The organism is Paenibacillus tianmuensis, assembly GCF_900100345.1.
Classification (GTDB): Bacteria; Bacillota; Bacilli; order Paenibacillales; family NBRC-103111; genus Paenibacillus_G; species Paenibacillus_G tianmuensis.
In genome coordinates this window covers 64699-88961 of sequence record NZ_FMTT01000007.1, presented here as the reverse complement: position 1 = coordinate 88961, position 24263 = coordinate 64699, and the positions used below count along the sequence as shown (strand labels likewise).

The 24263-nt window shown below is 54.8% G+C and carries 21 protein-coding genes and 1 pseudogene; 6 read left to right on the top strand and 16 right to left on the bottom strand.

From position 1 onward, the window contains the following. Window position 1: 1 nt before the first annotated feature. Window positions 2-1783 (bottom strand): vWA domain-containing protein, encoded by a 1782-nt coding sequence (locus tag BLO51_RS07145; RefSeq protein WP_090668981.1) that lies wholly within the window; start codon window positions 1781-1783, stop codon window positions 2-4. Between the two features lie 209 nt (window positions 1784-1992). Here BLO51_RS07145 and BLO51_RS29140 point away from each other — a divergent pair, with 209 nt between their 5' ends. Genes BLO51_RS29140 through BLO51_RS07135 form a run of 3 tightly spaced genes read left to right on the top strand, consistent with a single transcriptional unit; the run spans window position 1993 to window position 5018 of the window. After that, window positions 1993-2145, top strand: a complete 153-nt coding sequence (locus BLO51_RS29140) for a hypothetical protein (RefSeq protein ID WP_167670124.1) — start codon at window positions 1993-1995, stop codon at window positions 2143-2145. Beyond that, entirely contained in the window at window positions 2135-3073 is a 939-nt protein-coding gene (locus BLO51_RS07140; protein WP_090668978.1) for a MerC domain-containing protein, read from the top strand. Before BLO51_RS29140 ends, BLO51_RS07140 begins: the two co-directional genes overlap by 11 nt. A 19-nt stretch (window positions 3074-3092) precedes the next feature. Beyond that, the gene (locus BLO51_RS07135; RefSeq protein ID WP_090668974.1) at window positions 3093-5018 is read left to right on the top strand and encodes a hypothetical protein; all 1926 of its coding nucleotides are present in this window, start codon (window positions 3093-3095) and stop codon (window positions 5016-5018) included. Between the two features lie 453 nt (window positions 5019-5471). Here the strand turns inward: BLO51_RS07135 and BLO51_RS07130 are convergent, their stop codons facing one another. The 5 genes from BLO51_RS07130 to BLO51_RS07115 all read right to left on the bottom strand — a co-directional run bounded on the left by BLO51_RS07130 (window position 5472) and on the right by BLO51_RS07115 (window position 9892). Next, entirely contained in the window at window positions 5472-6035 is a 564-nt protein-coding gene (locus tag BLO51_RS07130; protein ID WP_090668972.1) for an HNH endonuclease, read from the bottom strand. 413 nt (window positions 6036-6448) lie between these two features. Beyond that, window positions 6449-7678: an MFS transporter gene (locus tag BLO51_RS07125; RefSeq protein WP_167670123.1), complete on the bottom strand. Its 1230-nt coding sequence runs from the start codon at window positions 7676-7678 to the stop codon at window positions 6449-6451. A 25-nt stretch (window positions 7679-7703) separates the two neighbouring features. Further along, window positions 7704-8996: a radical SAM/SPASM domain-containing protein gene (locus BLO51_RS07120; RefSeq protein WP_090668967.1), complete on the bottom strand. Its 1293-nt coding sequence runs from the start codon at window positions 8994-8996 to the stop codon at window positions 7704-7706. Window positions 8997-9164: 168 nt separating this feature from the next. Further along, a complete protein-coding gene (locus BLO51_RS30740; protein WP_281180330.1) occupies window positions 9165-9293 on the bottom strand; it encodes a hypothetical protein in 129 nt (42 codons plus the stop codon). 38 nt (window positions 9294-9331) lie between these two features. Further along, window positions 9332-9892, bottom strand: a complete 561-nt coding sequence (locus tag BLO51_RS07115; RefSeq protein WP_090668964.1) for a flavoprotein — start codon at window positions 9890-9892, stop codon at window positions 9332-9334. 487 nt (window positions 9893-10379) lie between these two features. Here BLO51_RS07115 and BLO51_RS07110 point away from each other — a divergent pair, with 487 nt between their 5' ends. Next, on the top strand, window positions 10380-10838 hold the full coding sequence (locus BLO51_RS07110) for a MarR family winged helix-turn-helix transcriptional regulator (protein WP_090668961.1): 459 nt from the start codon (window positions 10380-10382) through the stop codon (window positions 10836-10838). Window positions 10839-10873: 35 nt separating this feature from the next. After that, the gene (locus tag BLO51_RS07105; RefSeq protein ID WP_245719560.1) at window positions 10874-12133 is read left to right on the top strand and encodes an MFS transporter; all 1260 of its coding nucleotides are present in this window, start codon (window positions 10874-10876) and stop codon (window positions 12131-12133) included. 28 nt (window positions 12134-12161) lie between these two features. On the opposite strand, the gene BLO51_RS07100 is transcribed toward BLO51_RS07105, so the two are convergent. Both BLO51_RS07100 and BLO51_RS07095 read right to left on the bottom strand, forming a co-directional pair. Further along, window positions 12162-13505, bottom strand: a complete 1344-nt coding sequence (locus BLO51_RS07100; protein ID WP_090668955.1) for an APC family permease — start codon at window positions 13503-13505, stop codon at window positions 12162-12164. 41 nt (window positions 13506-13546) lie between these two features. Further along, on the bottom strand, window positions 13547-14914 hold the full coding sequence (locus BLO51_RS07095; RefSeq protein WP_090668951.1) for an MATE family efflux transporter: 1368 nt from the start codon (window positions 14912-14914) through the stop codon (window positions 13547-13549). Between the two features lie 200 nt (window positions 14915-15114). On the opposite strand from BLO51_RS07095, the gene BLO51_RS07090 reads away from it, so the two are divergent. Then, window positions 15115-16047: a DMT family transporter gene (locus BLO51_RS07090; protein WP_090668948.1), complete on the top strand. Its 933-nt coding sequence runs from the start codon at window positions 15115-15117 to the stop codon at window positions 16045-16047. 94 nt (window positions 16048-16141) lie between these two features. On the opposite strand, the gene BLO51_RS07085 is transcribed toward BLO51_RS07090, so the two are convergent. From BLO51_RS07085 to BLO51_RS07050, 8 genes and pseudogenes are all read right to left on the bottom strand, one after another. Further along, entirely contained in the window at window positions 16142-17107 is a 966-nt protein-coding gene (locus BLO51_RS07085; protein WP_090668945.1) for an ABC transporter ATP-binding protein, read from the bottom strand. Continuing rightward, window positions 17104-18081 carry an ABC transporter ATP-binding protein gene (locus BLO51_RS07080; protein WP_090669207.1) on the bottom strand — a complete coding sequence of 326 codons (978 nt, stop codon included), beginning with the start codon at window positions 18079-18081 and terminating at the stop codon, window positions 17104-17106. The genes BLO51_RS07085 and BLO51_RS07080 overlap by 4 nt, the downstream gene beginning before the upstream one ends. 6 nt (window positions 18082-18087) lie before the next feature. Continuing rightward, the gene (gene opp4C, locus BLO51_RS07075; protein ID WP_425415800.1) at window positions 18088-19032 is read right to left on the bottom strand and encodes an oligopeptide ABC transporter permease; all 945 of its coding nucleotides are present in this window, start codon (window positions 19030-19032) and stop codon (window positions 18088-18090) included. Between the two features lie 9 nt (window positions 19033-19041). Further along, window positions 19042-19998, bottom strand: coding sequence for an ABC transporter permease (locus tag BLO51_RS07070; RefSeq protein WP_090668939.1), 957 nt, complete (start codon window positions 19996-19998; stop codon window positions 19042-19044). 56 nt (window positions 19999-20054) lie between these two features. Further along, on the bottom strand, window positions 20055-21818 hold the full coding sequence (locus BLO51_RS07065; RefSeq protein ID WP_090668936.1) for an ABC transporter substrate-binding protein: 1764 nt from the start codon (window positions 21816-21818) through the stop codon (window positions 20055-20057). Window positions 21819-22475: 657 nt separating this feature from the next. Next, complete coding sequence (locus tag BLO51_RS07060) at window positions 22476-23531, bottom strand: RNA-guided endonuclease InsQ/TnpB family protein (protein ID WP_090668933.1); 1056 nt, start codon at window positions 23529-23531, stop codon at window positions 22476-22478. A 37-nt stretch (window positions 23532-23568) separates the two neighbouring features. Next, a pseudogene (locus BLO51_RS07055) lies at window positions 23569-23694 on the bottom strand (transposase); the annotation flags it as partial. 172 nt (window positions 23695-23866) lie between these two features. Next, window positions 23867-24259, bottom strand: a complete 393-nt coding sequence (locus tag BLO51_RS07050; RefSeq protein ID WP_245719559.1) for a winged helix-turn-helix domain-containing protein — start codon at window positions 24257-24259, stop codon at window positions 23867-23869. Window positions 24260-24263: the final 4 nt, after the last annotated feature.

The window sequence follows — 24263 nt, the reverse complement described above, 5'->3', positions numbered from 1 at the left end:
TTTATTTCAAGTATTCGACGCTTATCGACTTATTGACGTTTTGAAGCGCGATTTTGATGCGGTCATTTGCACGAATTTCTTTTCCTTTGGCGGCATCGAACATCCGTCCGCCTTTTTCGACGACGCAGGGCGTCGCATTGTGCAGCAGTACCGTGTCGTTCGGGCCGGGCCGGAAGACGATGTCCTTCGTTTCCGCAAACTCCGGCGCGAGCTGGAGCAGCTGATGCAGCGTCACCTTGCCCTTGAACGCGTTCAGCTTGCGGTACTGCGGATTCGTCCGCTCGCCCGTGTCCTCGTCCTTGACCTCGATTACGAGCTGCCCGACGAAGCCCTTGTTCGCTTTGCGGTAAGCCGCCAGCGCGTACAGGACGGCTCCCGCAAGCACAAGCGCCCCGGCGATGATCGCCGCCCATATGGTCGGGCTGAGCGCAGCGGCCGCCGGCTCCTTCGCCTGCTCGGTCGCAGGCTTGGCCGCCGCTCCGCCGGATTTGGCTGTGAGCTTCGCGGACGTCGTCTCGCGCAGGAAGTTCGCGCCCTCCGCCTTGATCTTAAGCTCGTAATCGTGCGCGTCCGGTACCTTGAAGCTGCCCGCAATGCCTTGCGCGCCGATCGTGAGCGGCTTCTCCTCGGTCTTCTTCGTATCCAGGTCCGTCAAGACCGCCGACGCCTTCAAGCCCTTGTACAAATCCGCATCGGCCGTCTTTTGCCCGGCGGTCTGCAAATACGCTTTGACCTGCACTTCATCGCCCGGCTTTAACTTCGTCGATGCTAGGGGCTCCATGACGAGCTGGAGATCGTAATTGTACACGAGGTTGATGTTAATTTTCTCCTTCTGTACACCTTTGACCTGCAGCTTCCAATCGCCTTGCGCCGGGGTCAATATTTTCAATAAAGAGTAGGCGCTCGAAGCCGTATACACGACGCGGTCCGACGGAGTTTTCTGCTCTTTGCCGGACGGGTCGAACAGCTTGACTTCCACCGGCTTCGAGGACATGATCGAGATGTTCGCTTCCTGCACGCTGGCGTTCGGAATTGTCACCGTCACATCCTGAAACTGTCCATTCGCCACAAAGCCGTTCAGCGGCACGACCTTCAGCTTGAAGTGGCTCGCGTAAATTTCGCTCAAAATTTGCGGCAGGTTGTCCGCCGTGCTCGTGATGAACGATTTGCCCTTCGTTTCGTGGGAAATGCGCTCCAGCACCGCCTTGTTCAACTTTCCGTCGGCATTGAGCCCGATCGTATAAATCGGGATGCCTTTGTCCTGCGCTTTCTTGATCGCATCGGCGAGCTCTTGATCGGACTGCTGCTGCGTGCGGCCGGCGTTCAGCCAGTTGTTGCCGTCGGTCATCAGCACGATGAGCGGCACGTGCCCCTGTTTCGTACCGGATTCGAGCACCTTCACCGCTTCGCTCACGCCAACGGCGATGTCGGTGTAAGGCCCCTTCGCCAGCTTGTCGATGAACGATTTCAAGTCCTGCTTATCCGCGGCGGAATTGATGGTGAGCAGCGCCTTCTCGCGCATTACTTGATCGGTATAGGCGACGATGCCGATTTTGTCGCCCTGTACGGACGCCATGTCGACGAACATTTTCATCGCTTCGTTACTGACTTTGTTGACGTCGCTCTCGTTCATGGACGTGCTGACGTCCACCGACAGAACGGCGTCCATCTTCATATCGACTGCGCCTGCCGGAGCGGCCGCGGCCTGAAGCGGCATCAGGAAGGCGAGCAGCAGAGCGGCGGCCGGTCGGAGCAGCGCTTTGATGATTTTCACGGGGTTCATTCCTCCAAACCTATGGACGGCCCGATGTCGAACCATTCCGAACCAATATGGTATAGTGTAGTAAATTGCAGTAGAGGGTAGTACAATGGAACTGCATGTCGTCTACTAATCTACATATTAACTGGTCACAAAGTAAAATTCCACTAACGAAACCTTACAGAATTCTTAAGTTATTGCCTTTCAAATTCGAAAATACCGGGGAGAGAATCATGCTGACCGTAGCTGTGTTGGCTCTTGGAGCCCTGTTTCTTCTAGCATTTTTTATGTATTGCTCTCATAGACAGAAGCAAGATGTTCCGCTTGCGGACATTGATGCTGCATTCGCGGCAAGTTTAAATCAGGGTGAACGCCATGACGACTAAGACCGCCGTTCAATTCCGCAAAACGCAGGCAACCTCGCATTTGTTTGACCGTTTGAAGCAGTGCCGCCGCTGCAGCCGGTATTCTTGCCTGTGGGACGACCGCTGCCTCTCGTGCGAAGCCGAGCAAAGCCGCAGCGCTGTCCCCGAGCAGGCCGGAGCGGTTTTGAAGCACCACAGGCAGACCGGCATGCTGGCCGTCGGCGCGATCGGCGCCCTCGCCTTCCTGCTCGCCCGCAACGCAGAGCAAGTGATTTTATCCGTCGTCGGCGCCGCTCTGCTGCTCGCGCTGTACGTTTTTTTGCATAAGCGCTACGAGCCTATTTTATATAGACGTACGCTAAGCCGTTTACTCCTGCAAGATCAGCAAAAAATTCGCGAAGGCCTGCTGCTCGACATCGACGATGCGGAAACGGACCTCCGGGCGGAAGACTTTAAGACCGCCTATGAAAAGTTCCGCGAAATCGGGTATTTCATTCGCGACGACTCGATCAAAATCTTAAAGGTTTACTGCCTGAACAAATTTATTTTGCGCAGTGACATGGATCTGGAGCTCAGCTCTCTTCTGCCGAACCGTTTCGACAAAGACGTGATCGAATACATGCATGAAATCGGCAAAGTGCGTCCTCAGCTGATTACCCGCGAAGCGCTCGACTACGTCATGAAATACCGGGGCATGATCGAGAGACTTCCCGAGGGAAGAGATGTTCTGACGGCGGCGGCCGGAGCCGCGTTGCGCGTAAAATCCAATCTGCACGCGTACCGCAGCCTGCTGATGGACCATGCCCAGGAGCTGCCGAAGGACCGGCTGCTGCGGCTGTGCCGGCTGCTTGCCGAGCAGCCGGACGCCGACCCCGAGCTGACCCAGAAGGCGCGCGATGCCGTGAAGCTGAAATACGACTTCGACCCGGAATTCCAAGGCATCCTGTAGAAAGGAAAGGAGGCTGCCTATGTCAATCTCTACGTATAAACAGTCCGTCCGTTACAGAAACGCCGCGATTGCCGTCCTCGTCCTCCTGCTTTTGACGGCGGGCTTCAAAATGTACGCTTGGTGGAAAAAAGCGGAGCTTTACCAGCAGGCTGCGGCGCAGCTTGCCGCAGGCAACGCGGTCGAAGCCGAGGAGCTGTTCCTCAAGGCGCAAAACATCGGCTTCATCGATTATAAAGAAGCGGAAATGGAGCAGGCGCTCAGCGCTCTTCAGCCGGTTACGCAAGCAAAGCGGCTGTTCTCGTCTCTGACCGACCAGATCGCGTCGGCGGTTGCCGTAAACGATGCTGGCAGCTTGGTGAAAGCGTACGAATCGTACCAGGCCAGCAAGTCGCAGGTCACTAAGCTGGACGAAGGCTCGCAGAAGCGGTTCGCGGAAACCGCGGCGTCCTACAATATCGACGCACGCTTCGCGGAAGCGTTCGGCTCGGTCAAGACGGCGCTGATCCAAAACGTCGAGGGCGCCGTCGCCAAGAAAAAATTCGACACCGACACCGCGGTCGGCTTCCTGCTGCAAATTCCTGCAGTCTACTATAAGGACGAAGCGGCGAAGCGAAAAGCTCTGAACCCGCTGCTGCAAAAATACGACCAAGGCCGACTGGACGCAATTGTCAAATCCAAATCGCTGGATGAAATGTTGAAGGAAGGCGGAGAACTGCAAAAATTTTATAAGGATCGGGGCTGGGAAGCCCCCTGGGTCGCTGCAAGACTTGAGAAGGCGGCTCAGGACACACTGGTCAAGCTGGAGAAAAACGATCTGGGCGGCTTTCTGGCCGCTGCCAAAACCGTGCAGTCCAACAAGGAGCTCTTCAGTAACAGCAGCAAGCTGAACGGGTATATTCAAACGGTGGTAAACGGTCGGCTGGCCCGGGCGGAGCAGCTGATTGCCGCGAAAAAGTACGCGGAGGCCGACGAGCTGTACAAAACACTCGACGCGTTCCGCGACACGTCCAAAGAACTGCAGGCGCTCGATCAGCGCCGATTGGAAAGCGATCCGGCCGTGCTGTTTCAAAAGGCCGGCATCGAAGGCGCCCTTACCGCCGCCACAAGTCTGAAAGGGTCGAACGGCGCGCAAACGGCAGCTGCGGCGGTTACGGACAAGAAAAAGCTCGTGCTCGTCCGCTTGTTCCCGGACCAACGCATTGAGGTCGTGGAAGGAGCCGTCCCAGGCGACTTGGCCGCCGTCAAATCGCTTCGCCCGGCCGACGAGCTCAGCCCGGAAGGACAGCCCGTGCTGCTGCTCGAAGCGGCCTCCAAAAAGCGGAAAGCCCGCTATGTCGCGTTCGAAGCGCACGGGTCCGAGCTTAAGCCCATTCTTGATCTGGAGGCCGACAAGCTGGAGACGGTGCGTAAGGGCGTCGTAAGCGCCGATAATCCGGTGCCCGAGCGGACGGAAAAGACCAGCGCGGACAAGAACAGTATGGATAAGAACAGTCAGGACAAGAACGGTACGGAAGTTTCGGGACCTCAAGCCGGAGCGAAAGCGGTCTACGAATACCGCAGCGGGCGGTATGTCTTCGTCAAGTTCGACAAGGACTTCACGACGGACAACGCCGCAGACACGGACAAAAAAGAAACGAAGGACGGCGCGGCTAAGGATGCCAAAGAAGGCGCGAAGGAAGTCAAAAGCATCGTGGCCAACGAACTGCCAAAGCACAAAAACGCGAAGGTCGTGTTCCAATGCGACATCCAATCGGTCACGGACAATCGGGCCATCGTCAAGTTCGACGACCTGTACATTGTGCTGACCGGCAAATTCAAATTCAGCGCCGGTCCGGCGGTCGTAACGGGTACGTACACTTCCACCGAGGATCTGAAGCAAGGAAATAAGACGGTTAAAGCTTACATCGTGCAAGTATCATCGCTTGTTCAGGACGAAGAAGCGTAAGCAGAGCGTCCATGAAAGCAAAGAGGAAGACTTCTACCTGAGGGAACGGTAGTCTTCCTCTTTTTATGTCTACATTTCAACATACAGACGTTCTAACCTCCATTGCTGCACTTCCCTGAACATGGACCAGGAATTCGGCGTGAAGCGGTACAGCAGGACGAATACGACAGCAATAGTCACAGCGGAATGGCATATTGCGCAAGCTTCTACAACAAATCGAAATTTCCCGGGAAATGTACAATATTGTAAAGCGCTAACCCGATAATCCTGCCGAAGATTAGCAGCACGAAGATGAACAAGATGACAACGGCCAGGACTACGGTAAAGAGTCGAGCCATGCTGTCAATAACCACTGCTCGTAATATTCGACAGCACGCTTGGATAACTGTGTGCTTGCGTAGTTTCTTAACCGTAGAAGCCTATCAAGAGCAGACAGGCAGGCGCTGCTCCAGTTCAGACGGGAGAACGCTGCTTTTCTATAAATCCTGTGGCATCTTGATCGGCCTTGCTCTGGTTGCACACATAACAGGAACATACGCAATTCACCGGCGTCGTATGACCTCCCTTGGATTTCGGGACGATATGGTCGATCGTATCGCCGTATCCGCCGCAGTAGCGGCACGTATGACGGTCCCGGGTCATAATCATGCTGCGGAAATCGTCGTTGCTGTACAACCGGCGAATCATGTATGGCGTGACAACAACGGCCGCCCGTTCCTCTACCAACAGCACTGCGAGGCTCCATTCGATCTCTTGAATCCACGGCCTGCCGTTGTTGCTTTTCCCCTTCATGCGAATCATGCCCTTCCGGTCTTGTCTCAGCAGCTTCGCCCTACGCGGCACTGGGGGCGCTTGCGGAGCTGGCGCGGCCGGCTTTTTCCGCTCGCATTTGCGGCATACGTTTTTGCGGGAGGACCCGCTTGACTTTCGGTTGCCCCGGGTCGGGAACTGGCGGTAATATTTGCTTTGTCCGCAGCATTTGCACAATTTATACAAGCTGCAGTAGGTTCCGATCATGTTGTTCCTCTTCTTTTCGTTTGACATCGCTAAAGTTTAGTATAACAGGTTTGACACGATTTCCGCATGTTCCATTCTTTAACTCCCATCATAGTTAACCCTGTGGATCATTAACAATATCAGAACCGGCAAAAAGAAAAACCGGAGATTGTTCTCCGGGCAGTGGATTAAGCATATTCACGGATTTCCACTCATCACCGAATACAGTGACGAAAGCGCTATGTAAATGTTGTACATGTTTTAAGGCTGTACATAGCTATGGAAATTTATGGATGTAACAAGCTACGAACAAGGCGATATCCTGCCGACCGCAAAGCGTGCAGAGACATGCCCGGGACCACTCCGACAGTTTGCCGAGTGGTCGTAAATAGGAATTAGACAAGCTGTCGGACCGGGCAAGCCGCCGTCCAGTCTTACCCGCTAACCTCCGTTTGCGATTTCACGCCGGGCTGCGCCGTAATTTGCTTATAAAGCATGAAAAAAACAACGACGACCACGACTTCAAATGCGCCCGCCCAAAAGTACATCTGTCTTACCCCGAGACGGTCGCTTAGAAAGCCTGTAAAAAAACGGGACAACGGCGTCGAAGTCATGCTAATCGCGGCAAACAGACTGCCGACCCGCGCCATGTAGCGGTTGGGCACTTCTTTCTGCATCATCGTGCGGATAAAAATGTTGACCAACGCCGTACATACGCTCAACCAGGCGAAATTTAAACATAAAAAAACAAGGGTCGAAGAAAAGTTCACCGTTAAAATCGCCAATCCCTGACCCAAAAATCCAAGGAGCACATAAAGAAAGGTCGGCTGCTTCACGCTTTTCACTGACAATAGACTGCCGCAGACGATCCCCGCAGCGGCTTGCCACGTAAAGACGTACGACATGTGCTGCGCATCCCAGTTCATGCTTTTCATTAAAAACGGAAGCAGCAAGCCGTGGCTGTTCGCTCCGATATTTACGCAAAAAATAAGCGACAGGAGCGTGATCATGATCCGGCTGTTCCGAATAAAAATCCAGCCTTCCTTAAGGCTTTGCGTATAGTGCTTCCATTTGCCCGCCTCCGGTTTAGGCTCGGTTTGCACCTTTTGAATACGAACGAATAGAAGAAGCGCCGCCGATGCGATATAGCACCCGGCCATACAAAGAAAGGAGGCTTGAACGCCAAGCTGATTCATGCACAGCGCACTAATGGAAGGGGCGATTAAGGACAAGATGCGGGCCAGGGTGTACCATACGCTGTTCATTCGGCTTAAATGATCCTCGGACACAAGCTGAGGCTTGATCGTCTCTACCGCAGGATAAAAGCTGGCATCCGTAATGGCAAATACGATGGCGATCGGCAGAAGCACATACAGGGACGGAGCCTGGGTCATGCTCACCAGCATCAATCCAATCATCAGCAGCGCGCGTATGGCATTGGAGATGGCGATGATCGTTTTGGCTCCCCATACATCGACCCAAGCCCCGCAAAAAATGCTGGCCGCAAATTGGGTGATTCCGCTGACCAGCATGATCGTCCCCATATATTGAACGGATTGCGTCGCTGATGCGATATACCAGGAAAATACAAAAAAATAGAGCAAGTCCCCGATGCTGCTTACCATTCCGCTCGCGACAAATGTCAAGAAATTTTTGTTGAGCATGGGTTGCTTCCCCTTCTCGCGCATCCTACGCGTTTGCGGAAGTGGCCTGCCTTTGTATCGCCATTTTACGTTTTTCCTTGCCGACGATGCGGATGACTTCTTTAATTTTGGACTTTAACGGGGGACAGGGGGCTACCCCTTTCTCGATCCGGACAAGCGGACACGACGCGCCTTGACAGGATGGTCGCAGGAAGCAGGATTTACAGCCCGAATCCTCCGACTCGTCGTTCATAATCCATAGCGCGTGCTTATCGGCATCGAGTCGCATTTGTCCGTCCGGCGTGATGCGTCCGATTTGATTGTTTTCGTTGTACAGGGCTACGGTGCATTTGTAGACGATGCCGTCCGAACCAATCACGAAGGAGTTGGATTTGGCCGCATAGCAAACGTACCCTCCAGGCTTCAAAATGTCTTCGATGTCATTGCTAAGCCCTTCTTCCAGGCCCATCGTGCATAGATTTAATTGATGCTTGACCGATTCCCTGATCGAAATGACCTCCAGATTCTCGTCGTTCTCTCCCCCCCATTTGCCGATAGGGAAATAATCGATGCGGAACCGCGGGTCCTCTCCGAAATGCGCACGGAGCTTTTGGATAAAGCTTGGAATCTGATGCACGTTCGTCTGGTCAAAGTTAATGCGGATTTTACAGCGGAACGGTTCGGGGCGTTCCTTGAGGTGCAGCAGGTTTTGAAAAATCGTTTCGAACGTGGGAGCGCCGTTCTGCAAATATCGGTTAGCGTTATGCTGCTCGGCGTCGCCGTCCAACGTAATTTGGAAAGCGAATACGCGACAGGCAAACAGCCGCTCGATATTTTTTTTCGTTAACAGGTACGCATTCGTGGTTATGTTTGACCGGTATGTCACGCCGTACTCGTCGCACAAGGGGATAACATGCCGCGAGATCTCTTCTATAGCGTCAAGCGCAAGGAGGGGTTCGCCTCCAAACCAGCTCATTTGCAAATGGTTAAGAAAACGGACCTTGTGCTGGAGGAACGTTTTCACTCCTTGAATGACCTCCGGCTGCAGCTTGCCTTTTTCAAATTTTTCATAACAGTATTTGCATCGGAAGTTGCACTGCTCGGTCGTTAAAAAAATAAGTCTGAGCTTCTGCTCGCTTCTTCCGATCATTTCATGCAGCATACGGGCGCGGAAAAACTCGTTGATATCCTCACGAACGATAAAGCCTTGCTTCTTGAGGAGGGCGGCCAACTCGTCCAGCGGTTCGTCCGCTCCATGCTTAAGCAATTGATCGACAAAGGGAACCTGTTCCGACGTGATATGCATAAAGGCGCCCGACATCGTATTCGTGATGTACATGCTTCCATCCGGCTCTACTGCCTTAATATTGTAACGAGAGGCGCGATACCGTTTTTTTTCGTTTGAACTTTTGCTTTGTGGCAGTACTGTAAATGGCTCCACTTCATTCACCGCCTTATTTATGAGATTAGAAGAGCTGGAAACGAATGTTCCCAGCTCGGTCGTTGCCTAGCAACCATTACAGTTGTCATTCGCATCACTTTCATTGTCATCAATAATCGAAGACAATTCCGCCAAATCCACAGCTTCATCCAATACGTCTACGCCACGAAAAGTTACAGCGTTTTCCATTTTCATATGATATCACCTCCTTTCATGAAGAAAGAAATGGATGATCAGGTGGACATACAATATCGTTCGTACTTGTTCTGAATGTATTTGGCACACGTATAAGGATTGGGGGGATGGCCTCCCGACATTTTTTCTCCCGTAGCGGTAACGGTTACATTTCCATCCGGAATGGCGATATGGTGGCCCAAATCGAGCAGCTTTTGCACATTGGCTTGGACGACCGCCGTGTTGTACATATTCAGATTCATCGCGGGGAAGAACAAGACGGGTCTGGGAAAACAAAGGATGAGCATGGTAAGCAGGTTATCCGTAAATCCATTGGCGGCTTTGGCCAACGTGTTGGCGGTGCAGGGCAGTACGATGAACATGTCCGCCCAAGAGGCAAGGAAAGAGTGAGGCACGGCGACGTCATACGCTGGGTCGAGCATTTTTTGATACACTTTCCCTTCGATATGAGCGCCAAGGAACTGCGGGTTGATGAAGTTGGATACGTTGTCCGAAACAACAACCCTTACTTCAGCTTGCAGCTTTTCCTGAAAAATCCTTATATAATACGGCAACTCGATGATTGCCGAAGAGGCGCTTGCTCCGATCAGCAGCTTCATAGATTCCCCTCCTTGGTAAAATCCAAATCCATTCGGCGCGTCGTTGCGAACAAAAATGTAATCGCTTCCATTTAAGATTTAAAAAAAGAAGCGCCGAGGGGAGTTCAACGAAATTCATCTGAATATTGTCGAGTCTCTTCATTAACAAATTCGATTGTGGAGTTCTTGAAACATAATATACACCATAAAAATTTGGTTGTAAATTACTTTTTAATAATATTATTACTTTTTTAGTATTTTTGTAGATTGATTCAAATATATCCCTACGTCTCATGGCGCTTGGTCCACGGACCTGCCCCGGTCATTCCAGCAGCTTGTGGTGCCGAGCCAGACGGCCCTAAGGGAAACGGCAAAATTGTTCGATAATTCAGGGCCTGTTCGCTGAAAAGGGGTAAATTCGGCGAATGCCCGGTTTGTCAACGCAGCAAGTTATTTCTATACTGCAATTAGTGGCATATGCAACTATTTTGAGAGCGGAGGAAGCCGGATGATCGATCAGCGCAATTCGATTACCAGATGGGTATCGCTCCTGTACCGTTACGGACAAACGTACATCGGCGAGCGGCTCAAAGCGCATGGCATCGGCAAAGGCCAGCATATTTTCCTGAACGCGTTGTATAAAGAAGACGGCCTCAGTCAAGAGGAGCTGTCGAGCTATTTGAAAATCGATAAGGGAACGACGGCCAAGGCGCTGAAAAAGCTGGAGGCGCACGGCTATGTGCTGCGGCAGGTACGAGAGGAGGACAAGCGTTCTTACCGCGTCTTTTTGACGGAGAAGGCTTGGCGGATCAAGGACGAGGTGCGCGGGGTGCTCACCGACTGGAGACACATCCTGTCCGACGGCTTGACGGAGGAGGAGCAGCGGCTTGCCTTGGAGCTGTTGGAAAAGATGGGCGGCAATGCGGCCCGGTTTATCGAGGAAAGCGACAAGACGCCGAAAGCTTAAGCAGCGAACTTACATTGGGAGGCAGGTGAACGCTTGTGAATCTAAGGCATGCGGGGATGAGGGTCATCAACAACAACTTTCACGCCCTGACCCATAAAAACTACCGTTACTTTTGGCTTGGACAATGCGTTTCCCTGATCGGCACTTGGATGCAAAATATCGGCCAATCCTGGCTTGTGCTGACGCTGACGGGCTCACCCCTGCTGCTCGGACTGGTAGGGACGATCCAATTTTTGCCCATTACCTGCTTTTCGCTATTTGCGGGGGCACTCATCGACAAGTTTCCGAAACGGAACATTCTGATAGCGACCCAGACGGTGTCGATGCTGCTGGCGTTGATCCTGTCCGCTCTTGTTTTTACGGGTACGGTCAAGTTCGGCTACATTCTGGTCCTCGCCTTCCTACTCGGGCTGACGAACACGTTCGACATGCCGACGCGGCAGGCGTTCAATATCGAGATCGTCGGCAAGGAAGACTTAATGAATGCGATCGCGCTCAACTCGACGACCTTCAATCTCGCCCGCATCGTAGGACCGGCGATCGGCGCCGGCATGATGGCTTACCTCGGGGCCGGGTGGTGCTTTCTGCTGAACGGACTCAGCTTCGTGGCCGTCATCTACGGGCTGCTGCAAATCCGTACGACGCCTTACGTCCGCGAGAAGAAAAAAGACATCGGACTGCTCAAGGAGATCAAGGACGGCATTGTGTACATTTCCAAGGACCGGCTGCTGGCGCGCACGCTGCTGCTCGTTGCCGTCGTTGGGACGATGGCCTATAACTTCAGCGTGCTCATTCCCGTCTTCACGAAAGACGTGCTGCATATGCAGGAGAAGACGTACGGGCTGATGATGTCCTGCCTCGGCGTCGGGTCGCTGATCGGGGCGCTGACAATGTCGTTCCGCAGCAAAATGGGCCCCCGGCTGTCCATGATCATCGCTTGCTGCATTCTCATCTCGGTCTTCCTGCTGTTGAACGGGATGACCGGCTCGGTGTACATGTTCGGGCTGCTGCTCACGCTGCAGGGCTTCTGCAACATTCTGTTCGCAACCAACTGCAACTCGTCCCTGCAAATTCACTCCAAGGACGAGTACCGGGCCCGGGTCATGAGCGTCTATTCGCTCGTCTTCGCCGGCTCGACGCCGGTCGGCAACCTGTTCGCCGGCTACGCGGCCGATCATTACGGGGCCAACGGCGCGTTCTTCCTGTGCGGCTTGTTCTGCCTGATTCCGTGTCTGATCATTATCCTGGCGTATCGGAAAAAAGCGAACGAACCCGAAGAGTCCGCCGCGGCGTGAGCTTGACGAAAAGCCCCGCTACAAAGCATCAGCCGCTGCCCTCGGCCGCTTCATAACGAATTGTTCCCGGCTCCCTGCGGAAGCCGCGCGTCATCCAGAGCAGGTACAGCACGCCGAGCAGCGTCCAAGCGCCGCCGAGCAGCAGCGAATTACGCTCTAGATGCGTCCAGAAAAACAAGACGAAGCCGATCCCGGCCAGCGGAAACAGCAAGTAGCGCAGGAGCGCCTGCCAGGACCGCTGCTTTTCCCGAAAAATATAGTGTATGATGACGGATAAATTTACAAAAGTAAATGCCGTCAGCGCGCCGAAGTTGACGAACGACGTGGCGACGAGCAAATCCAGCGCGAGCGCCGTCAGCGAAATGAGGCCGATCAGCAGGATGTTGAACACCGGCGTGCCGAGCGACCGATGGATATAGCCGAACACCGGACGCGGCAGCGTCCGGTCCCGTCCCATAGCGAACAGAAGTCGTGATCCGCTGAGCTGCGACACGAGCCCCGAGGCCAGCGTGGAAGTGAGCGCGGCGGCCAAGAACACGGCCTGAAACAGGACGCCGCCGAGCGCCAGCGCGATTTCGGCGGATGCGCCCTGCGGGTTGCTCAATACGGATACGTCCGGGAACAGCCTTTGCGCGAAATACGATGCGGTGAAGAACAGTCCACCGCCCAGCATCGTAATCCAAAGAATGCCTCTTGGAATCGTCTTACGGGGCTCTACCGTTTCTTCGGACAAGGTCGTCACCGCATCGAATCCGAGGAAGGAAAAGCATAAGATCGACGCCCCGGTGAGCAGCGCTCCCCAGTTCGCATCCGCAGACAGCAGCGGCTGCGCCGATACGATTGCCTCTCCGCCTGCGCTGAGCCGGTACACGGCAAGCACGACAAACAGCACCACAACAACAAATTGAAACGCCACGAACAGCGCGTTCACCGAGACGGAGACATTGACGTTAAACAAGCACAGCGTCGTAATGAGCGCTACAAACCCGGCGACCCATACCCACTGCGGCACCCCTGGGAACGCCGACGACAAATAAATCCCGGTGAGCAGCGCGTTCATCATCGGCAGAAACAAATAGTCGAGCAGCGAAACCCAGCCGACCAGAAAGCCTGCGTGCGCGCCGATCGTCTGCCGGGTATACGTATAGGCGCTTCCTGCGGACGGGTACACCTTCACCATGTGGCCGTAGCTCATCGCGGTGAACAGCACCGCCGCAATCGTGAGCAGATACGCGGCCGGAACATGCCCCGACGTGACTTCGGATACGATGCCGAACGTATCGAATACGGCCATCGGGGCCATATAGCCGACCCCCATCGCCACAATATGCCAAAGCTTCAGTTGACGCTGCAATACCGGTTTCCGTTCCATGCGATCATCCACCTATTCTAAGATACACGTTCTTAATGATGCTACTTGGCGAAAGCCGCAAGGCCGAGCCGAGCCTTCCGCTGGACGCTCGCCAGTCGGGCAAACAAACCGACCGCGCCCAGAGCCAGGCCGGATATCAGACCGATCCAATAGCCATAGGCGCCCAAATCGGTATAATTCGCCAGCCCATAGCCGACCGGCAGACCGACAATCCAATATGAAACGAGGGCGACGATCAAGGTCACATTCACGTCCTTGTAGCCGCGCAGCGCTCCCTGAATCGGGGCGGCGATAGCATCCGACAGCTGGAAGAAAATTGCGTATACCAGAAAATGCTGGGTCAAAGCGAGCACGTCCGGCTCCCTTGTGTAAATCCCGGCCACCTGCTCGTTAAACAGCCATAATACGACCGCACAGAGCAGCGACATCCCGATGGCGAGGCCGATGCCGAGGTAGCCGTACTGCCTGGCGTCCTTGTACCGTCCCGCCCCGGCTTCGAAGCCGACCAGAATCGTGAGCGACAAGGCGATGCTCATCGGAATCATATACAAAAACGAGGCGAAGTTGATCGCCGCTTGATGTGCCGCGATCGTTACCGTGTTGAAGTTGCTCATCAGCAGCGTGACCGCAGCGAAAATACTCGTTTCGAACAAAATGGCGAAGCCGATCGGCACGCCCATCTTCAGCAGCTCCTTCCAGACGGACAGCGAGACGCGGTACAGCTTGCGGAAGATGCCGAAAGCGGCGAACGGCTGCATACGGGCGGCCACAGCCAAAGCCACGAGAAAAATGACCCAGTACGAAATCGCCGATGCGACGCCGGTTCCTGCGCCGCCCAACGCGGGCAGCCCCATTTTGCCGTAGATCAGCACATAGTTCAGCACCCCGTTGACCGGCAGCGACAGCAGCGAGATGAACATCGTCACCTTCGTATGGCCCAGTGCATCGATAAAGCAGCGCAGCACCGTATATAAGAACATCGGCAAAATGCCGAACGCAATCGAAATCAGGAACAAGCGGGCGATCCGGCGCACCGGCTCCTCCAAATTCATGTTCTCCAAAATCGGATTCAGCGCGAACGCTCCGGCCAACAGCACCACAGCCGCTACTCCGACGGCCAAATAGAGCGCCTGCACGACCTTAAAAGGAATCTCTTCCTTGCGGCCTGCCCCTGCGAGCTGGGCGACCATCGGCGTCACGGATAACAAGATGCCGCTGAGTCCGGTCTGTACCGGAATCCAGATGCTGGTGCCTATAGCCACTCCCGCCAAATCCTTGGCGCTCACATGCCCCGACATGAACGTATCGAAGAAGTTCATTGCAAACATCGCAAGCTGCGTCACCAGGATGGGAAGCAAAATAACGATTAATTGTCTTATTTTTTGAGATAGCTTGTGTGTCGATTTCATGAATAAAACTTCGAACCTCCTTTACCTTTCTTGCAGCCGCATCATTTCAGTTTATGCGATGAAAGAGATTACAGGCAAGAATTTTTTGAAAGGAGGCCGACATGGATTCGCTGTGACGAACGACTCTGCTTCTTTACAAGGCTCACTTCAAGATACATAATACAATAAAGCACTCATTTATGGAGGAGTATCGAGAACGTATGAAATCGGCTGTTCCTTATTTGCAAGTCACAGCGGCGATGCTGATCGTCGGAAGCTTCGTCATCGTCAATAAAATTCTCGTCCGCACGTTTCCTGTGTTTCTGGCTTCCGAGCTCCGGCTTCTCATCGGCGCCATCATTATGACGCTGCTTCTGCTCGCCCGCGAAGGACGTTTTCCGGCCCTGACGAAGAAGGATTGGGTCGTTTTATTTTTGCAATCGTTTATCGGCGTATTTTTGTTCAGCTTCTTTATGCTGTACGGCTTAACCTACACGACGGCGCTGGAGAGCGGCATCATTACAAGCGTGACCCCGGTGATGGTCGGTCTGATTTCGCTGTTGTTTTTCAGGGAACGGCTGCGGTGGAATCAAACCGCAGGTATCGTATGCGCCGTCCTCGGAGCGCTCGCCATCAATATTTTCGGCGGGTTGTTTAATGCGTCCTGGAGCTTGCATACATTGTGGGGAAACCTGCTTGTGCTGCTGGCCGTTGCCGGAGAAGGCGTGTTCTTGACGTTCGGTAAGCTTGTCTCCAAGCAGGTCAGCCCGATCGCCATCACAACGATGACGAGCTTGCTCGGCTCGGCGCTTTTTATGCCGTTTGCGGCATACAACGCGGCAAGCTTCGATTTTGCCGCGGTGAGCACGACGGAATGGCTGCTCGTGCTGTACACGGGAGTCGTCATTACGGTCATCGCTACGATTTTGCTGAATCAGGGGATGAAGAAAATTTCGGCGGGCTCGTCGGCCGCTTTTACCGCATTGATGCCCATCAGCACCATCATCATGTCGGCGTTGTTTTTGCATGAGCCGATTTACTGGTACCACTTCTTGGGGATCGCCTTCGTCTTTGTCGGCATTGCGTTTGCGACATTGCCCTCCTCCCGGACGAAGCGGGGAGCCTCCGTGGCGGCGCAGACTAAAGGCTCGTGATGGCTCTAGGTGTTCCTCTATTTCGGATTGCAGAGGCTTACCTGCAGCAACAACGCATCTGCAGTGCTTTATTCCCCCAGCTCCGCTCTCTCACTCACACAAGATGGCAGGCCACGTAATGGCCGCCCCCGACATCCCGGTAATCCGGCGCCTGCTCGCGGCAAACCGGCTGCGCCAGCGGGCAGCGCGTATGGAACTTGCAGCCCAAAGGCGGATTCGCCGGGCTCGGAATGTCGCCCTTCAGCACGATCCGCTCGCGCCGTATGGTCGGATCGGGCACCGGCACGGCCGACAGCAGCGCCTGCGTGTAAGGATGCAGCGGGCGGGCGAACAGCTCATCCCGCGGCGCCTGCTCTACCATCGTGCCGAGATACAGCACGCCGATCTGTGTGCACAGATGCTCGACGACGCTGAGGTCGTGCGAGATGAACAGATACGTCACTCCGCTGCGCTCTTGCAGGTCGCTGAACAGGTTGACGATCTGCGCCTGAATGGACACGTCCAGCGCGGACACCGGCTCGTCGGCTACGACGAAGTCCGGGTTCAGGATGATCGCCCGGGCGATCCCGATCCGCTGCCGCTGACCGCCGGAAAATTCGTGCGGGTACCGGTCGTAGTGATCGGGAAGCAAGCCGCAGACGGCCAGCACTTCCCGCACCCGCTCCCGGGCTTCGGCCTTCGTCGCCAGCCCATGGTCGATTAGCGCTTCGCCGATCGCCTCGCCGACGCGCATCCGCGGATTGAGCGAGCTGAACGGGTCTTGGAACACAAGCTGCATCGAGGGCCTAAGCTTGCGCAGCTCTTCGCGTGACAGGCCGTACAAGTCCATCCCTTTGAAATAAACGTCGCCCGCCGTCTTCTCCGTCAGCCGAAGCACGGTTCGGCCGATCGTGCTTTTTCCGCTGCCGGACTCGCCGACAAGCCCGAACGTCTCGCCGCGCCGGATCGTGAAGCTGACGCCGTCCACCGCTTTGACATCGCCGACACGGCCGCCGAAGACGCCGCCTTTGATCGGGTAATATGTTTTGAGTTGTTGAACCTTCAGCAGGGCGTCCGTCATCGCGATTCCTCCTCATAAAGCCAGCAGGCGACCCGGTGCTCCACGCCTTGCGCCCGCATCGGCGGCTGCTTCGTGCGGCAGATGTCCATGCAGTGCTCGCACCGGTCGCTGAAATAGCACGAGTCCCCTAAGCCGATCAAGTTCGGCACCTGACCGGGGATCGAGTACAGCCGGTCCTTCCGTTCGCCGATGACCGGCTTCGATTTCAGCAAGCCCTGTGTATACGGATGCTTCGCATGACGGAACAGCTCGACTACCGGCGCTTCCTCGATCACTTTGCCCGCGTACATCACGACGACGTAATCCGCCGTCTCGGCGACGACGCCCAGATCGTGCGTGATCAGCAGAATGGCCGTGTTGTACTGCTCCTTGACCTGACGGAGCAGATCGAGAATTTGCGCCTGAATCGTCACGTCGAGCGCCGTCGTCGGTTCGTCGGCGATGAGCAGCTTCGGACTGCACGCGAGCGCCGAAGCGATCATGACCCGCTGCAGCATCCCGCCGCTCAGCTCATGCGGATATGCAGCAAACACACGCGCCGCGTCAGGTATGCCCACTTTTCCAATCAGCGATAGGACTTCCGCCTTCGCTTCCTTGCGGCTGAGCAGCCGGTGCTCCATCAGCGGCTCCATCAGTTGCTCCCCGATCGTCAGCACCGGATTGAGGGACGACATCGGCTCCTGAAACACCATCGCGATCTCGCTGCCGCGAAGTCGCCGCATCTCCTCGGGCTTCAGGGAGAGCAGGTCGCGGCCGTCCATCTCGACGGCTCCGCTTTCGATCTTCCCGTTATCGGCGACCAGCCGCATGAGCGACAACGCCGTGACGCTTTTACCGCTGCCCGATTCGCCGACGATGCCGACCGTCTCCCCTTCCCGAATGCGGAAGCTGACATCGTTGACCGCCTTGACGACGCCGGACTCCGTATGAAAATACGTATGTACGTGTTTGAATTCGACGAGTGTTTTGTTCAACGCCACTTACCTTCCTTTCAATCGGGGATCGAGTGCGTCTCGAAGCGCATCGCCAAGCAGGTTGATGGCGATGACGGTGGTCAAAATCGCTACGCCCGGCGGAATCCACACCCATGGCCGCTTCTGGAAATCGATGAGCGAGTTCGCCGCATCGAGCATATTCCCCCAGGACGGCGTCGGCGGAACGACGCCCAGTCCGAGGAAGCTGAGTGTCGATTCGCTGATAATCGCGCCCGCGACGTGCAGCGTAGCGACCACGATCAGGGTCGGCACGGTGTTCGGCAGCAGATGCCGGAACATTTTGCGCTGGTCCCGCAGCCCCAGCGCTTCGGCTGCCTGCATATACGCCTGCTCCCGCAGCACCAGCAGCTCGCTGCGGACGAGCCGCGCCAAGCCCGGCCAACCCAAGAAGCTCAGCATCAGCATGACGATATAAATCCGGTAGTCTGACGGCACCTTCCACTCCGACATGACCGCTCCCATAATAATGAGCAGCGGAAGGCTCGGAATGGTCAGCAGCACGTCAGCGAAACGCATAATGACTTGATCGACGATCCCGCGGTAAAAGCCGGCGAGCGCGCCGAGCACCGAACCGACCGCAACCGACAACACGACCGAGGCCACGCCGACGGTCAGCGAGATGCGTCCGGCCTGCATCAGCCGGGTCAGCACGTCCCGGCCCAGATTGTCCGTCCCGAGCCAGTGCAGCGCACTAGGCGGCTTGTTGATCCGGGCCACGTCGACCTTGCCGTTCGCATAAGGCGACAAATAAGGCCCGAGAAAGCAAAACAAAATCATAAACACCAAAAACCCCAGGCCGATCACAGCCAGCTTGTTTTTGCGCAGCCGACGCGCGGCTTGCCTCCATGGCGAATCCGCGACGGTCTTCCGGGCAGGTACCGCAGCGCCGGGCCATCCGGGACCGGGCGTTCTTTTTGCATCGATCATCATGACGTCCCCCTACTTTAACCGAATCCGGGGGTCGGCCACCCCGTAGAGCAGATCCGCGAGCAAATTGCCGAGCACCGTCAGCAGCGCGAGAAACATGGTGAAGCCCATCAATACGGGATAATCCCGCACGCTAAGCGCCCCGAAATAAATGTACCCGGCGCCCGGCCAATGAAAGATTTTCTCCGTAATGATCGCGCCTGCAAACAGCCCCGGCAGCTCGAAGCCGAGCAGCGTTATTGCCGGAAGCAGCGCATTGCGCAGCGCGTGCTTGAACAGCACGACCCGCTCCTTCAAGCCTTTGGCCCGGGCGGTCCGGACGAAATCCCGGCGGATCACCTCCAGCATGTTCGTGCGGAAATACCGCGTAAGCGACCCGACGCTCAGCAGCGTCAGCACCGTCACGGGCAGGATCATATGGTGCGCCACTTCCCAGACGCGGGCCCAGCCTGCGGTTTGGCTGCCCGTATTCGTGATGCCCCCGACCGGAAACCAGGCAAGGTCCACCGCGAACACTTTGATCATCAGGAGCCCGAGGAAGAAGGACGGGAATGACATCGCCGCGAACACACCGAGCGTCACCAGCCCGTCGAACCAGGAATACTGCTTCACGGCCGATAACACGCCGACGACAAGCGCGATCGTCCACGTCAAAACCATCGACACCACCGCGATCAGAAACGAGTTCCAAATGAACTTGCCCAAAAGGTCCGACACCGGCTCCTGATACTGCATCGAGTAGCCGAGGTTGCCCGTTACCAAGTTGCCGAGCCAAATAAAATAGCGCTCCAGCACGGGCTTATCCAACCCGTAGAGGGTCCGAAGCTCCTGTGCCCGCTCAAGCGTCAGCTTCGGATTCGTATCCACGAAATCCCCCGGCGTCAGCGCGAACACGACAAAAATAAGCAGCGACGCCCCAATCAGCATCGGAATCATCAAAAGCAGCCTGCGAACGATATACGATTTCATGATCGTCCCCCCAAGAAAGTGAGCCCAGCCTTGACCGGCTGGGCGTAAAATCACGGTTACGGCTCGATGCGGACCGTCGGCAGGCTGGAATTCACGCTGTTGAAGCCGTTCAGCTCAAGCCCTGTGATCCGGCTGTTCGAAGCGCCGAGTATTTTGCGGTAGTTTAGCAGAAGGTACGGCGGATCGTCGCTGAGCTCTTTGTACAGCTCCTTGTAGGCCTGCTTCCGCTTCTCGATATCGAGCGTGCCGACCGCTTTGGCCACCAGCTCGTCGACCTTCGGATTATTGTAGCCGTTCGTATCCGTGAAACTGCCTTTATATTTCGAGTTAAACGATTGCACGCCGTCGTCCGGGTCGATCAGAATCGTGGTCGAGAACGAAACCAGATCGTGCTCGCCTTTTTTCGTTTTGGCCAGCAGGGCGTTGTAATCCATTAATTCGGTTTGGAAATCGATGCCGATCGCTTTGTAGTTTTCTTTGGCAATCGGGATCAAAATATCAGTTACTTTCCCTTTGGAGCCGAAGTAGCGAACCGACAGACGCTGTCCGTCTTTCTCGCGAATGCCGTCCTTGCCCGGCTTCCAGCCGGCTTCGTCCAGCAGCTTCTTCGCCTTCTCCGGGTCGAACGGATACGGATTGACGCCCTCTTCCGTATATGCCCACGAGATCGGAGACACCGGTACGTCCGCCACCTGCCCGTAGCCTTGGTAAATGGTGTCGACGATTTTGGGGCGGTCCAGCCCGTAGATGAACGCCTGCCTTACCCGCTTGTCTTTGAAGTACGGCCTGGAGTGGTTGAACTTGATGTAGGAGTACGAGCTGGCCGTATAGACATCGATATTGGCAAAGCCGAGCGACTGGAGCAGCTCCATATTATCCTGGTTGCCCGTAAAGCCGGAGTAATCCGTCTCGCCGGTTTGGAAAAACTGGGTAGCGTCGCCTTCCGTCGTTTTGTAGATGAAGTGCTCAACGGCCGGTTTGCCTTTATAAAAATTCGGGTTGGCCACGAACCGGACTTCCTGTCCCGGCACGAACTTCTCCAGCTTGTACGGGCCCGATTCGAGCGGCTTGCTATGCAACTGCTTGATCGAGTCGAGCTTGCCGGGCTTGTAATCTTTGCCGTAATACGCTTTGGACAGCACCTGTCCGCCGAGGAGGTACAAGGCTTGTGCGTTGACCTTGTCCGTCGTAATCTTGATCGTCTGTGGATCGACGACCTGGATGCCTTCGACTGCTGCAGCTTTGCCCTCTTTGTAGTCTTTGCCCCCTTTGACGGCAGCTTGGGCAATGTCGGTTTGCCCGTCGTAGGCAGGGTCGTGCAGCAGCGTCAGCGTGAAGGCGACATCGTCGGCCGTGAGCGGCGAGCCGTCGCTGAATGCAAGCCCGGCGCGCAGCTTGAACGTATACGTCAGCTGGTCGTCCGACAGCTCCCACTTCTCTGCCATCCCGGGAATCGGCTTGCCGTTCTTGTCGATGTCCACGAGTTGGGCGAACAGGACGGAGTTAACGTTGCCGTCGTAGCCGTTCTGATAAAAGTACGGGTTGAAAATGCCGCCCGGCTCGGTGAGCGAGACGACGAACGTATCGGTGCGCTTCTTCACGGCCTCCGGCACTTTCGATTTGTCGGTGGCCGGTATCAGGCCGTCCTTGATGCCGGCCACCCCGTTCTGACCCGCGCCAGGCGTTCCTGCGGCTTCCGTGCCTTTGGCATTGCCGCCTCCGCTTGGCGCTGCCGCATCTTGTCCGCTGCAGGCGGACAGAAGCAGCGAGCAGGCGACAAGCGCCGATACGGACAGCGTCAAAGCTTTTCTTTTCTTCATGGATGATCCCCTCCGGCATGATCGGGAAGCAGGAAATAGTTCCAGTTCCCTTTTAAATTTATAATTCCGATATGCATAGTATGATTTACTGTGAATAAGCATCATTATAGACAGTTTGGTTAGTTCTGTAAATGGAGAACAATAAAAATTTTCTTTATACAAAGAATTTATGACGATGAGCGAATAAAAAGAAGGCCTTGGCCCACGAAAAAGTTCATAAGTAAAGCTGTCGGAAATCGAGCTGGTATAATGTCGGAGGGGGTTTGCGTAACAGAGGGCATTTTTTTGTGGGGGAGTTGGCTTCAAATTCGGGAACGCCAAAGAACCTTCCGATGCGTCATCGCAAGGTTCGCGCCCAAGGCACCCACCGGGTGTGGGTTGCCGTCAATCGGCGAGCAGATAGCCCAACAGAGATTCTTGCAGCCCGCCGATCGCCTCCTTCCGCAGGCTGTAAGCTACGGCTGTTTCTCCAGACATGTGAGCGCGCAGCAGACCGGCGGAACGGAGATTGAAAATATGGTCGTGCTTGAGCCTCCGACACGGCTAAAGCCGTGGGATTCTTAGCTAGTTAACGCACGCAGGCCATTTCTGTTTTGTGCAGACTGCTAAGTTAAGAGCTAGCTCATTAGCTCATCCTAGATCAGAGCGTATAGCTATCTAGGCTGATAGACTGTTACCATCTATCACAGGTTGGCGCAGGATGTTGATCGCTCCAACCCTGTCGCGGTGTGTGCGATACCCGCATGAACACTCATACGTTCGGTCCTTTGCCTTGTTCCGTTTCTCGCAGTTTGGACATGTTTGGGAGGTGTAGGCAGGATTGACTTCGATGATGTTAATCCCGGCCAATGCCGCTTTGTATGCGATAAACGTTTGCAATTGATGGAACGTCCAGTTATGCAGGTTTTTGGCGTTTTTACGACTTGTTCTTGTCGTTTGGCGAAGGTTTGTCAGCTTTTCCAGCTTGATGACCGATACTTGTTCTTCAATCGCCATGTTCACGATCTTACGGCTGATTTTGTGGTTTTGGTCTTTGATGTAGCGATGTTCTTTATTTTCCTGCTTTCGGATCGCAGACAGCTTCTTTAACTTGCCCAGCTTTCTTCTGCGCTCTTTATATTTGCGGCGTATGTACTTGTTCTGTCTGCCGTTGCCAACAAATTTCGTCTTCCCTGTTGAGGTGACAACAACGGCAGGGACTTTTAAGCCCAAGTCAATGCCCATTATGACATCGCCGGTTGATTGTTCTGTCTTTCTTTCAACAGAAATTTGTACGTACCACTTGCCCGACTTCTCAACCACTTTTAAGAGACCAAGCTTGCCGCTGGATAGCAACCGTTGTTCGCGTTCCATTACATGAGCCGAAATCTTGAGCCGCTGTACGTTTCCGTCCAACATCACAGGAAATGCAACGCTATGGTCCCCGAGTGAATAGTTCTGGTTATTTACGTAGTAGGCTCTGCGTTTTAGAATCGGACGTTTTCCTTGCTTTTTCGTCTTGTTATGAATGCTTCGCGCATCTCGAATGGCTTGGTTCTTTACTGCGGATGGAAGTTTGGCATCGATATCCTTGGAGGTGAGCTTTGGAAATGCGCCCGATGCTTCCGCTTGTTCGGTGAGGAGATTGACCGTTTTGATGTATTCGCTCCCCATCTCCTTCAGCAGGGAAACATCGTTTGGGCATATTCGAATTTGAACGGTTACAGTTTGCATGGCTTCACCCCCTTGTCTTTTGTTCTTCAACTTAACGTTAGATGGTTTCACTCGAAACATTCCCTGCCGTGCTGACAAAATACGAACGTGTCCAAAGGCTTGGTAGATGCACCAAATGCTTAAATTCTTGACGCAAACATCGCGAGGTCGTACCTTTCAATTTTACCACACAAAATGATAGTTGATGAGTGATACAGTTGTTGTCGTTCTTCTATATTGTTATCCCATACACCGATTGCGTCAGTTTAAACATAAAAACTGCAACAACATGAAACAATGTAGGACAATTAAGCTGTCTAAAGATAGCCCTTGTCCTAAGCCGATTCATCCCATGCCTAAAGGCAAGGGCTTTCTCGGCTAAGATCTGTAATGCCTTTGGAAATGCCGATATAGCGCACGATTTCGGTAAAGCTGCGCGGTCCGGCGTTCAAATAGCGCAGGATGCGCAGGCGGCTTTTTTCGCTGAGGCTGCGAAGCTGGCGGTACAGGCGGCGGGACGGCTCGTCGGCCGGGTCGTCGTAAGAGCCGTCGACGGCATACTGGCAAACGGTCGAGCCGCCGAACGTATAAATGATGTTGGCCGGTTGAAAATGATACTGCGGCGACAATACCAGTTTTTCGCACCCGGCACCCGGCTCGAAATACAGCCCGTTCGTGATCTGCTCGGCCAGCGTGTCCGACGGCAGCGTACCGATCCGCGCGCGTCTGCTTGCGGCGTCCTCGCTCACGCGT